Annotated in this window: 8 protein-coding genes; 5 read left to right on the plus strand and 3 right to left on the minus strand. The window is 76.1% G+C overall.

All coding sequences use genetic code 11. The annotated features are described in order from the left end of the window. Positions 1-24: 24 nt before the first annotated feature. Positions 25-1,449, plus strand: coding sequence for a sugar porter family MFS transporter (locus ACWEQL_RS14170; RefSeq protein WP_452150516.1), 1,425 nt, complete (start codon positions 25-27; stop codon positions 1,447-1,449). A 328-nt stretch (positions 1,450-1,777) separates the two neighbouring features. Continuing rightward, on the plus strand, positions 1,778-2,887 hold the full coding sequence (locus tag ACWEQL_RS14175) for a nitric oxide synthase oxygenase (protein ID WP_452150517.1): 1,110 nt from the start codon (positions 1,778-1,780) through the stop codon (positions 2,885-2,887). Between the two features lie 4 nt (positions 2,888-2,891). Here the strand turns inward: ACWEQL_RS14175 and ACWEQL_RS14180 are convergent, their stop codons facing one another. Beyond that, entirely contained in the window at positions 2,892-3,521 is a 630-nt protein-coding gene (locus ACWEQL_RS14180; protein WP_452150509.1) for a TetR/AcrR family transcriptional regulator, read from the minus strand. Between the two features lie 194 nt (positions 3,522-3,715). On the opposite strand from ACWEQL_RS14180, the gene ACWEQL_RS14185 reads away from it, so the two are divergent. The 3 genes from ACWEQL_RS14185 (at position 3,716) to fabG (ending at position 7,011) form a co-directional block, all read left to right on the plus strand. Beyond that, positions 3,716-4,894: an acyl-CoA dehydrogenase family protein gene (locus tag ACWEQL_RS14185; protein WP_452150510.1), complete on the plus strand. Its 1,179-nt coding sequence runs from the start codon at positions 3,716-3,718 to the stop codon at positions 4,892-4,894. A gap of 121 nt (positions 4,895-5,015) precedes the next feature. Further along, positions 5,016-6,203, plus strand: coding sequence for a thiolase family protein (locus ACWEQL_RS14190; protein ID WP_452150511.1), 1,188 nt, complete (start codon positions 5,016-5,018; stop codon positions 6,201-6,203). Positions 6,204-6,252: 49 nt separating this feature from the next. Next, complete coding sequence (fabG, locus tag ACWEQL_RS14195; RefSeq protein WP_452150512.1) at positions 6,253-7,011, plus strand: 3-oxoacyl-ACP reductase FabG; 759 nt, start codon at positions 6,253-6,255, stop codon at positions 7,009-7,011. 106 nt (positions 7,012-7,117) lie between these two features. Here fabG and ACWEQL_RS14200 read toward each other — a convergent pair whose 3' ends face one another. Then, positions 7,118-9,196, minus strand: coding sequence for a hypothetical protein (locus ACWEQL_RS14200; protein ID WP_452150513.1), 2,079 nt, complete (start codon positions 9,194-9,196; stop codon positions 7,118-7,120). A 304-nt stretch (positions 9,197-9,500) separates the two neighbouring features. Then, on the minus strand, positions 9,501-12,274 hold a 2,774-nt coding region (locus ACWEQL_RS14205; protein ID WP_452150514.1), incomplete at its 5' end, for a BTAD domain-containing putative transcriptional regulator.

The following is a 12,274-nucleotide window of genomic DNA, read 5'->3' on the forward strand; positions in this document are numbered from 1 at the left end:
CAGAGTTGAGTACCAGGAGTCACGATCGTGAGCGTCACCCAGCAGCCCGCGGAGACCCGGGGCAGGTCCTCGGACCGCCTCGGCTTCGTCGTCTTCATCACCGCCGCCGCGGCCCTCGGCGGGTTCCTGTTCGGCTACGACAGCTCCGTGATCAACGGCGCCGTCTCCGGCATCCAGGAGCGCTTCGGCGTCGGGGACGGCGTCACCGGCCTGATCGTCTCCTCGGCGCTGCTGGGCTCGGCGGTCGGCGCGGCGCTGGCCGGGCGGTTCGCCGACCGGTACGGCCGGATCCGGGTGATGAAGGCCGGCGCGCTGCTGTTCGCCGTCAGCTCCGTCGGCTCGATGCTGCCGTTCTCCGCCTGGGACCTCGCCATCTGGCGGGTCCTGGGCGGAGCGGCCATCGGCATCGCCTCGGTGATCGCCCCGACCTACATCGCCGAGGTCGCCCCGACCCGCTACCGGGGCCGGCTGGCCTCGTTCCAGCAGGCCGCGATCGTGCTCGGCATCGCGATATCCCAGCTGGTCAACTGGTCCCTGGCGGAGGCCGCCGGCGGCGACACCCGCGGGCAGCTGCTCGGCCTGGAGGCGTGGCAGTGGATGCTCGGCATCTGCGTCGTGCCCGCCGTGGTCTACTTCGCGCTCTCCTCGCTGATCCCGGAGTCCCCGCGGTTCCTGATCTCCGCCGGCCGCCTCGACGAGGCCCGCACCGTCCTGGCCCAGGTCGAGGGCGCCACCGCCGACACCGACGCGCGGATCGCCGAGATCCAGGGCCTGATCGACACCGACCACCGGCCGCGCTTCCGCGATCTGCTCGGCGGCCGCTTCGGCCTGCTGCCCATCGTCTGGGTCGGCATCGGCCTCTCGGTCTTCCAGCAGCTGGTCGGCATCAACGTGATCTTCTACTACTCGTCGATCCTCTGGCAGTCGGTGGGCATCGACACCGGCAACTCGCTGCTGATCAGCTTCATCGGCTCGGTCATCAACATCCTCGGCACCGTGATCGCGATCCTGCTGGTCGACCGGATCGGCCGCAAGCCGCTCGCGCTGATCGGCTCGGCCGGCATGGCCGTCGCGCTGGGCGCCTGCGCCTGGGCGTTCTCCTCGGCCACCGGCAGCGGCGACGACGTCACCCTGCCCGACCTCCAGGGCACCGTGGCGCTGATCGCCGCCAACGCCTTCGTGCTGTTCTTCGCTCTCTCCTGGGGCGTGGTGGTCTGGGTGATGCTCGGCGAGATGTTCCCCAACCGGGTCCGCGCCGCCGCGCTCTCCGTCGCCGCCTCGGCCCAGTGGATCGCCAACTGGGCGATCACGGTGTCCTTCCCGTCGCTCGCCCGCTGGAACCTCTCGGCCACCTACCTCGCGTACGCGGTCTTCGCGGCGCTGTCGATCGTCTTCGTGGCCCGCTTCATGAAGGAGACCAAGGGCGTCCGCCTGGAGGACATGGGCTGATCCGACGGCCACCGGGGTCCCGAGGCCCCGGGCTCACGGCCCCCGCACCGAAGGGTCCGTCTCCACATGCCCGTCGTCCGCCCGGAGGGCGGGAATGTGGAGACGGACCCTAGCGCGATCCGCGCGGGTGCGGGGGCCGAATCGTTCACTCTGTGCGGCGGGTCGGGCACCTCCGGTACTCCTGAGGTCCAGGAGGGATGTGTCCTTGATCTTCAACCGGCTCCGAACCCGCAGACCCGCAGGCGCCCCCGGCACCTGCCCGTACGCGCACTCCGCGCCCGTACCCGCCGCACCCGTCTCACCCACACCCGCCTCACCCGCCGCACCCGTGGCCGGCACCCCCGCCGCGGAGCACTTCACCGACCCCGGGCAGGCCGCCGCGTTCGTCCGGCAGTTCCACCGGGAGCAGCCCGCGGCCGGCGACCCGGCACCGCGACTGCGCGCGATCGCCGAGGAGATCGAGCGCACCGGCACCTACGGGCACACGCCCGCCGAGCTCGCGTACGGGGCCCGGCTGGCCTGGCGCAACGCGGCCCGCTGCATCGGCCGGCTGTACTGGCGCAGCCTGATCGTCCGCGACCTGCGGCACCTGTCCTCGGCCGACGCGATCGCCGAGGAGTGCTTCGAGCACCTGCGGCTGGCCGCCAACGGCGGGCGGATCCGGCCGGTGGTCTCGGTGTTCGCCCCCGACCGCCCGGGCCGCCCGGCCGCCCGGATCGTCAACCAGCAGCTGATCCGCTACGCCGGCCACCCCGCCCCGGACGGCGGCTGGACCGGCGACCCGGCGGGCGGGCGGCTCGGCGAACGCGCCCGGGACCTGGGCTGGAAGGGCGGCGAGGAGCGCTTCGAGGTGCTGCCGCTGCTGGTGCAGGAGCGGGCCGGCGAGCAGCCGCGCTGGTACGGACTGCCGGACGACACCACGCTGGAGGTGGCGCTGAGCCACCCCGAGCACGGCTGGTTCGCCGAGCTGGGGCTGCGCTGGTACGCGGTGCCGGCGATCAGCGACATGACGCTGGAGATCGGCGGGATCCGTTACCCGGCCGCGCCGTTCAACGGCTGGTACATGGGCACCGAGATCGGCGCCCGCAACCTCGCCGACGCCGACCGCTACGACATGCTGGGCACCGTCGCCGAGCGGCTCGGCCTGGACACCTCCAGCCCGCGCACGCTCTGGCGGGACCGCGCGCTGGTGGAGCTGAACGTCGCGGTGCTGCACTCCTTCCAGGAGGCCGGGGTGACCATCGCCGACCACCACACCGAGTCGGAGCGGTTCCTCAAGCACGTCGCCCAGGAGGAGCGCCTCGGCCGGCCCACCCCGGCCGACTGGAGCTGGATCGTGCCCCCGGTCTCCGGCGGCCTCACCCCCGTCTACCACCGCTACTACGACCCGGTCGACCCGTCCCTGCGCCCGGCCTTCGTGGCCCGCGAGCCGTGGTGAGGCCCTAGAACACCTGGTGGCGCAGCGCGAGCCCGTCGAGGAGGGCCGCCAGGCCGGTCTCGAAGGCCCCCTCGTCGACGGTGTCGCGGTGGCCGGCGAGGCGGTGGGCCTCGCCGAGGTGGGGGTAGTCGGCGGAGTCGTACACACCGGCGTCCTCGGGGAACCCGGCGGCGAAGGAGCCGAGGGCCGAGCCGGTGACGAAGTAGCGCATCAGGGCGCCGATCCGGGTGGCCTGGCCGCGCGGCCAGCCGGCGTCGACCAGGCAGCCGAAGACGGCGTCGGCCAGGCGCAGCGCGTTGGGCCGGCGGCCGGGGCCCTGGGCAAGTACCGGGACGATGTGGGGGTGGGCGGCGAGCGCGGCCCGGTAGGAGCGGGCCCAGTCGCGCAGGGCCTCGGCCCAGGGGGCGCCCGGGCGGAACATCGTGAGGTCCACCTCGCCGATCACGCTGTCCACCACGGCGTCCAGGAGTTCGTCCTTGGTGGCGAAGTGGTTGTAGAGCGAGGGCCCGCTGACCGACAGCTCGGTGGCCAGCCGGCGGGTGGACAGCGCGGCCAGCCCCTCGGCGTCGATGAGCCGCAGAGCGGTGGCGACGATGCGCTCGCGGCTGAGCAGGGGCGTGCGCGGGCGGGCCATCGGTGTGCGTTCCTCCGCTCGGGTGGTCGGGCGGCCCATTGTGGCAGGCGCCTCTTCACAGCGTGGTGGGGTCGGGGCTACAGTCCCGGTAAAACTTGCAGTGCTAGTTTATCGCCACCCCGCCGCACCGCCCGCCGCACCGCCCGCCCCACCTCACCATCCCCGTCACCCCACGTCCGCGAGGTGCCCGCGCCATGAACCTGGAGCTGTCCGAGGAGCAGGCCGCCGTCCGCACGCTGGCGGCCGAGTTCACCGACCGCGAGATCGTCCCGCACGCCGCCGCCTGGGACCGCGCCGAGTCCGTCGACCGCGCGATCATCGGCAGGCTCGGCAAGCTGGGCTTCCTCGGCCTGACCCTCCCCGAGGAGTACGGCGGCAGCGGCGGCGACCACCTGGCGTACTGCCTGGTGCTGGAGGAGCTCGGCCGCGGCGACTCGGCGGTGCGCGGCATCGTCTCGGTCTCGCTCGGCCTGGTCGCCAAGTCGGTCAACGCCTACGGCAGCGAGGAGCAGAAGCGGCACTGGCTGCCCGCCCTCACCTCCGGCGAGGCGCTCGGCTGCTTCGCCCTCACCGAACCCGGCACCGGCTCGGACGCCGCCAACCTCGCCACCCGCGCGGTCCGCGAGCGGCGTGGGGACACCTCCCGCTCGAAGAGTGGGGGAGACTGGCTGATCACCGGCACCAAGATGTTCATCACCAACGGCACCTGGGCGGACGTCGCCCTGGTCTTCGCCCGCACCGGCGGGCCCGGCCACCGGGGCGTCACCGCCTTCCTGGTGCCCACCGACACCCCCGGCCTGACCCGCACCGAGATCCACGGCAAGCTCGGCCTGCGCGGCCAGGCCACCGCCGAGCTCTCCTTCGACGCCGTCCGGGTGCCCGACTCGGCGCGCCTCGGCGAGGAGGGCAAGGGCTTCACCGTCGCCATGGCCGCCCTCGCCAAGGGCCGGATGTCGGTCGCCGCCGGCTGCGTGGGCATCGTCCGGGCCTGCCTGGACGCCGCCGTCCGCTACGCCGGGGAGCGCGAACAGTTCGGCACCCCGATCGCCTCCCACCAGCTGGTGCAGGAGCTCCTCGCCGACACCGCCGTCGACCTGGAGGCCGCCCGGCTGCTCACCTGGCGGGTCGCCGACCACATCGACCGGGGTCTGCCGTTCGCCACCGAGTCCTCGGTCGCCAAGCTGTACGCGAGCGAGGCCGCCGTCCGGGCCGCCAACAACGCGCTCCAGGTCTTCGGCGGCTACGGCTTCATCGACGAGTACCCGGTCGGCAAGTACCTGCGCGACGCCCGGGTGATGACCCTGTACGAGGGCACCAGCCAGATCCACAAACTGCTCATCGGGCGGGCGCTCACCGGCGTCAACGCCTTCTGACCCCGTCTTCCGACCCCGCCTTCCACCCCCGGCCCGCCTGCGCCGTCACCACCCCCGACGGCCCCGGCGCCCCCGACCTCGTCCACGCCCCCGACACCCACTCGACTAGGAGCCCGACGACGTGCGTCCCGTCTACTTCGCCGCCGCCCGCCGCACCCCCATCGGCCGGCTGCGCGGCGCCCTCGCGACCGTCCGCCCCGACGACCTCTCGGCGACGGTCCTGCGCGCCCTGCTCGCCGACGTCCCCGCCCTCGACCCGGCCCGCGTCGACGACGTCTACTGGGGCGCCGCCAACCAGGCCGGCGAGGACAACCGCAACGCCGCCCGGATGGCCGTGCTGCTCGCCGGGATGCCCGACAGCGTCCCCGGCGCCACCGTCAACCGCCTCTGCGCCTCCGGCCTGGAGGCCGTCACCCTGGCCGCCCGCGCCATCGGCTCCGGCGAGGCCGACGTGGTGCTGGCCGGCGGCTGCGAGTCGATGACCCGCGCCCCCTTCGTCCTCCCCCGCCCGGACGAGGCGCTGCCGCACCGCATCGAGACGTACGACACCCGGCTCGGCTGGCGGCTCACCAACCCCCGGATGGCCGAACTGCACGGCGTGCTCTCCATGGGCGAGACCGCCGAGGAGGTCGCCACCCGCCACGGCGTCTCCCGCGAACGCCAGGACGCCTTCGCCCTGCGCAGCCACCAGCGGGCCGCCGCCGCCCGCAAGGACGGGCACTTCGACGCCGAGCTGATCCCGGTGGAGCGCCCGGACGGTGTGGTGGTCACCGCCGACGAGGGCATCCGGGAGGACTCCAGCCTGGAGAAGCTCGCCCGCCTCAAGCCGGTGTTCCGCCCCGGCGGCACGGTCACCGCCGGCAACGCCTCGCCGATGAACGACGGCGCGGCCGGCCTGGTGCTGGTCAGCGAGGAGGCGCTGAACGACCTCGGCCTCCAGCCGCTCGGCCGCTACGTCGCCGGCGCCTCGGCCGGCGTCCACCCCGACGTGATGGGCCTCGGCCCGGTGCCGGCCACTCGCAAGGTCCTCGCCCGCACCGGCTGGAGCGTCGAGGACGTCGCGGAGGCCGAGTTCAACGAGGCCTTCGCCGCCCAGGCGCTCGCCTGCGTCGACCAGCTGGGCTTCGACCCCGAGCTGGTCAACCCCTCCGGCGGCGCCATCGCCCTCGGCCACCCGCTCGGCGGCTCCGGCGCCCGCATCCTCACCACCCTGCTGCACCGGATGCGCCGCACCGGCGGCCGGCGCGGCCTCGCCACCATGTGCGTGGGCGTCGGGCAGGGCACCGCCGTCCTCGTCGAATCCGTCTGACCCCGTTCGGCCGACCCCCCTCCCGCTCCCACCGAAGGAACTCACAGTCATGACTCGTTTCACCGGCAAGGTCGCCGTCGTGACGGGCGCCGCCCAGGGCATCGGCGCGGCTACCGCCCGGCTGCTGGCCGCCGAGGGCGCGACGGTCGCCGTCGTCGACCTCACCGCCGAACGGGCCGCCGCCACCGTCGAGGCGATCACCGCCAAGGGCGGCACCGCGCGCGCGTACGGCTGCGACGTGGCCGACTACGACGCCGTGGCCGAGGTGTTCGCCCAGGTCGTCGCCGACCTCGGCGGGCTGCACATCCTGGTCAACAACGCCGGCATCACCCGGGACAACCTGTTCTTCAAGATGGCCAAGGCCGACTGGGACACCGTCCTGACGGTCAACCTGACCAGCGCCTACAACTGCAGCCACGTGGCGCAGAAGTACATGGTGGAGCAGCGCTACGGCAAGATCGTCTCGCTCAGCTCGCGCTCCGCGCTCGGCAACCGGGGCCAGGCCAACTACGCCGCCGCCAAGGCCGGCATCCAGGGCCTCACCGCCACCCTCGCCATCGAGCTGGGCCCGTACAACGTCAACGTCAACGCGGTCGCCCCCGGCTACATCGCCACCGCGATGACCGCCGCCACGGCCGAGCGGGTCGGCGCCACCGCCGAGGACCACCAGGCCGAGGTCGCCGCCCGCACCCCGCTGCGCCGGGTCGGCCGGCCCGAGGAGATCGCCTCGGTGGTCGCCTTCCTCGCCAGCGAGGACGCCTCGTACGTGAGCGGCCAGACCCTGTACGTCAACGGCGGGGCGCGCTGAGCCCTCCGACGCCGACGGCCCGCCGGGGCCGGTGACCTGACGGGTCACCGGGGCCGGCGGGCCTTCCGGTGTGTCGGGGCCCTCCGGGGTCGACCGCGTACCGGTGTCAGCCGCGGTCGGCGGCGGCGAGCTGGGCGAGGTGGCGTTCGGCGGCGCGGAGCTTGCGGCCCTCGGGGCCGGGCAGGTAGGCGCGCAGCTCGATGATCTCGGGGGCCAGGCCGAGGGCCTGCGTACGGTCCGGGATCGCCCGCCAGCAGGCCTCGGCGTTGGTCGCGGCCTGCTGGGTCTCCGGGTCGTCGGCGCCCTTGGCCCGCAGCAGGGTCAGCGCGACCTCGCGGTAGATGTCGGCCGCCTCGGCGAGCCGGCCGGCCAGCCGGCAGACGTGCGCGCGGACCTGACGGACCTGCAGCACCGGGGCGGAGACCGCGCCGTGCTCGCCGATCGCCTCCAGTTCGAGGGCGTAGGCGAGGTCGGCGGCGGCGGCGTGGTCGCCCGCGTCGGCGCTGCGGACGATCCGGCCGATCGTGTCGCGGTAGGCGGCCATCGGGTCGGCGGGGGCCTCGGGCTCGGCGGCGGGCGCGGTGTCCTCGGGGGCGGGGGCCGCCTCGGGGGACGCCTCCTCGGGCTCGGCGGCGGTGTCCTCGGGTACGGCGTCCTCGGGTACGGCGTCCCGGGGCGGCTCCTTCGCCAGCACGACCTTGGGCCGCGGCGACGCGTCCTCGGGCAGCGCCTCTGCCGGGGCCGCGTCCTCGGGCAGCGCGTCCGCCACCGGGACGGCGTCCACCGGGGGCTCCTGCGCCGGCTCCGGGACGGCGTCCGCCACCGGCACCGCGTCCTCCGGTCGCCGGTCGCCGGCCTTCAGCAGGCTCACCGGCCGGGCCGGGCGCGGCGGCGTGGCCGGGACCCCCGCCTTGACCAGGCTCACCGGCACCACCGGGCCGGGCGCGGCGGCGGGTGCGGGTGCGACGGGTGCGGCCGGGGGCGCCGAGGGCTTGTCCAGCCGTACCGCGGGGGCTCCGGCCGGAGGCGGGGCCGTCGTACCGGTGCTGCCGGGAGCGCCAGGGCCACTCGGACCACCCGTTCCGACCGGGCCGGCCGGGGCTCCGGGGCCGGCCGGGCGGGGCCGGGCGGCCCCCGGGCGCGGGCCCTCGAAGGGCACGTTGTCCAGCACCAGCCCGTCCGCGCGGCGCGCGGTGTTGCGGAAGATCGGCCGGTCGGGGGCGTGCGTGGCCAGGATGACCACGTCCGGGCGGAGCACCGAGTACACCTGCTGGCGCAGCTGCTCGGGGGCCAGCACCGGTTCGCCGCCCGGGCGTCCGCCGTGCAGGGCCTCGATCAGCGCGCGGGTGAAGGTGCCGATCTGCTCGGGGTCGGGGCTCACCACCGCCCACAGCGGGACGCCCTCGGTGAGCGGCGAGACGGTGCCCTGGAGCAGCGGGAGGGCCTGCGGGTCGGCGCTGAGGTCGGCGATCACCAGGGTCTGCCAGTCGGCGGGCCGGTGGCGCAGTTCGGCGGCGACCGCCTGCCAGGCGAGGCCGTCCTGACGGACACTGCCGGGCTTGGAGTCGCGCAGGGTGAGGTGCAGCTGTCCGCCGCGCTTGTCGGCCAGCAGGTGGCCGCCGAGGTGGATGAGCAGCGGACCGGGGTGGCGGGCGGCGGCCCGCAGGTGGGCGAGCACGGTGTGCGGGTCGCTGGCGCCGGGCAGGTGGACGGCGTCCACCGATTCGGCGGCGAGCAGCACCTGCGGCTGGACGGCGGCGAGCATCGCCGACAGCACGGGCGCCTGGCTGGGCCCGCCGCGTCCCCAGGTGCGGCGGCCGGCGTTGCCGTACCCGCCCTCGACGACCAGGATCCGCCCGCGCGAGCCGGCCCCGAACGGCGAGGCGCCGGCCGCGCCCCCGGGCACCACGAAGGGCAGCGGGGTGGCCGTCGACGGCACCGGCGCGGGCGGCACGGCCGGGGTGGCGGGGGCGGTGGGCGGCGGGGGCGGCAGGGTCACGGCGGGCATGCCGGTGACGGTCCATCCGGTGGAGGGCGCGGGGAGCGGCGGGGCGTCGTACGGGCCGGGCGGCTCGTACAGCGCGGCGGGCCCGGGGGTGTGCTCCTCGTACGGGTTGCGCGGGGTCGCCGGTGCTCCGTCGTGCGTGGGGTCGGGGCTCCCAGGAACAGCCGTCGTTCCCGCCATCTCCGGTCACCGCCCCGCCCCGCCGCTCCGCGGCGTCCGCTGCCCACTACTGCTCGTGGTGCCGTGGCGACACCCGTTTCGCGCCACCCTACGGGGTTCCGGTCCCCCCGATCCAGGCCGGGTGGCGCGGCCTGCCCCGAGGGGTCTCCCGGCCGGTCCCTGAGTCCCCCTCACCCTTCCCCGGAGGCCGGAAGCGGACCGCCCCGCACGCCGCGGGATCGCGGGGTGCGGGGCGGTCCGGGCCACGGTGACGGCCGCTCGGGAACCTCCTCGTTGCCCGGTCGGGAACAGCCGTGGCGCCCGGTCAGCCGGACAGCAGGTCGCGCAGCAGGGCCACCGTGTCGGCGTCCAGCGAGCGGCCGGTGCGGCGGCTGAGCGCGTCCAGGCGGTTGACCGCGCGGACGAGCTGGTCGCGGGCGCCCGCCGAGGCGTAGGCGTAGAACAGGTCGCGGTGCAGCAGTTCGACGTCCGGGGCGACGGCGAGGCCGCGGAAGACGGCGGCCTCGGCGCTGCGGTGGTCGCCGTACTGGAGGCGACGGGCGGCCAGTTCGTGGGCGGTGTCGACGATCGCGGCGATCATGTCCTGCCGCTCCGCCTCCGCCCAGCCGTAGGAGGCCGGCGGCGCCTCGGCGAACGGCGCGCCCCGGACCAGGGCGAGCGCGTGCGCCAGGGCGGCGTCGGCGGTCGCGCTGGTGGAGCGCATGCCGCGGCGGTAGAGGCTGCGGAACTCGTCCCAGTCGCAGGTGACCGTCGGCGCGAAGGTGTAGCCCTCTGCGTCGTCGGTGGGCAGGAACGCCCGGCCCTCGTGGGAGGTGCCGAACCAGGCCGCCAGGTCGGCGAGTTTGGCCGGCAGGGGGCTGCGCGCGTCGGCGGCGGTCGGGTGCGGGTCCAGATGGGCCGCGCCCGGGTGCAGGTCGTGGTCGAGCGCGGCGTGGTCGGCCCCCGGGCGCAGCGCGAGGTACGCGGCGAGCTCGGTGAGTCGGGGCAGCGCGGCGTTCTCCACCTGGCCGGCGGCGCCGACCACGTCCACCGGGCCGAGCAGCCGCACCCGGGGCGCGGTGCGCGAGGCGTGCGCCTCCGGGGAGCGGAGGATGGCGAGCAGGTCGTCGCTGTCGCTGCGGCCGGAGGTGGTCCGGCCGACCGGCGCGGCGGCGGCCGGACCGGGCTCGGGCGCCGTGACGGGCTCGGCGGCGGGCTCGGGGCGCGCCGGGATCCGCGGGTCGGCGCCGGTGGGCGCGGGCGCCGGATCGTGCGTCGGCAGCGGTTCGGCGGGCCGCTCGGGGGCGGACGGCAGGCCGGCGCCCGCCGGGGCCCCGGCGGACGGGAGCTCGGCGGACGGGACCTCGGTGACCGGGGCCTCGGTGACCGGCGGGAGGGCCTGCACCGGCTGCACCGGCCGGACGGGCTCCGCGGGGGCCGGGACGGACGGCAGGGACAGCTCACGGGTGGTCTCGTCGAGCGCGGGCCCGCCGGGCTCGGATCCCTCGGCGCGGGACCCGTTCGCCTGCCGGCCGAGGCCGTTGACGGTGTACCGGGCGACGGTCGACGCCGGGCCGGGCAGAACGGGACCCATGGCCGCCGGACCCATCGACGCGGGCCCCGTGGCGGCGGGCCCGAGGGCGGCCGGGCCCAGGGACGCCGGCCCGGTCCCGGCCCCCGCAGCCCCCGCGGACACGGCGGGCGCGGCCGGATCGGTGCCCGCGAACGGGCTCGCGCCGGTGCCGATCACCCGGGCCAGCAGGCGCGGACCGGCCGCCTCCGGCCCCTCGGCGCCGCCTCCGCCGCCTCCCGAGCCGGCGCCGACGGCGGCCAGCACCGGTACGGCGGCGGGCAGTTCAGCCGGTTCGAGGTCCGGGCCCGGGCCGTCGAGGGTCCACGCGGGTGCCGGGTGCTGGGTCAGGTCGTCGCCGGTGCGCAGCAGTTCGGCGACCTGCTCGTACTGCCGGGTGGTCAGCCGCTGGAGCTCCAGGTTGAGGTGGAGCCCGGGGATGGTGGCCTGGCCGGTGGCGGGCAGGGTCCAGCGGGCGACCGGGCCGGTGCCGCGCTCGGGGGCTCGGGTGATCACGGCGACGCAGGTCCGGGGCCGGGCGTCGAGCAGCCGGCCGAGCTCGGCGGGGACGTCCCCGCCCGGCTGGTGGGCGCAGAGCACGATCTCGGGGATCCAGGACTCGTCGGCCTGTCCCTTGCTGCGGGCCTCCCGGGGGCTGCTGGCCTCGGCGGCAACCAGGGTGGCCCGGGCCTTGGCGCTGCGGGGGCCGATCGCGGTGAGCGCGGCCTCCAGGGTGGCGTGCCGATGGATCCGTTCGGCGGCCGGGCCGCTGATCGGCAGTTCCTCGGCCAGGTCGACCAGGTGCAGGTGCAGCCGGTCGGCGAGCGGGCTGTGGGCCAGCTCGATGGCGAGGGTGCGCAGCACGTCCCGGGCGTCGTCGGGGTGGCCGGACAGGTGCAGCAGCCGGACGGTCTCCAGGTCCGCGAGCACCACCGAGCCGTCCGGGGCCGAGCCGAGGGTGACCAGGGCCGGGTAGGGGGCGTTGGTGCGGCGGGCCTGCGCGGCCGAGAGGAGGTCGCCGGAGTCGTCGGCGCACCACCAGACGTTGGGGGCGTGCGCGGCGCGGAACGGCGCGATCGGCGTGGCCGGCCCGGACAGGTGGAGCTCGACCGTCCGGCCCGGGGTGATCCGGGCGGCGACGATCGCGGGGAGCCGCTTGCCGCCGCGCACGGTGTTGCGGGCGAGGGTGCGCAGGGCGCGGTCGAGCAGGTCGAGCCCGGTGTCGTCCTGGCGGGCCTTGAGCTCGGCCTCGAAGGCGGCGGCGGGGGCGGCCGGCAGGCTGATCCGGTGCCGGGGGCGCCGGACGCGCTGCTGGTTGCCGCGCTTGTGGGAGACCGCGCCGACCATGATCGCGGCGAGCAGCACGCCGACCGTGGAGGCGGCGAGGGCGACGGTGTAGTCGTCGCTCGGGGCGGCCTCGGTGTGGGCGGCGGGCGCGGCGGCGTCCTGGGTGGTGGGGGCCGGCGTGGCGGGGGCCGGCGTGGCGGGGGCCTGGGTCGCGGGCGCCTGGCTCGGCGGCATGGTCATCG

The sequence above is a fragment of the Kitasatospora sp. NPDC004240 genome (assembly GCF_053603215.1).

Coding starts and splice junctions, on each gene's coding strand:
- ACWEQL_RS14180 (WP_452150509.1), bottom strand. CDS start 3,521: ATGGCCCGCCCGCGCACGCCCCTGCTCAGCCGCGAGCGCATCGTCGCC.
- ACWEQL_RS14185 (WP_452150510.1), top strand. CDS start 3,716: ATGAACCTGGAGCTGTCCGAGGAGCAGGCCGCCGTCCGCACGCTGGCG.
- fabG (WP_452150512.1), top strand. CDS start 6,253: ATGACTCGTTTCACCGGCAAGGTCGCCGTCGTGACGGGCGCCGCCCAG.
- ACWEQL_RS14200 (WP_452150513.1), bottom strand. CDS start 9,196: ATGGCGGGAACGACGGCTGTTCCTGGGAGCCCCGACCCCACGCACGAC.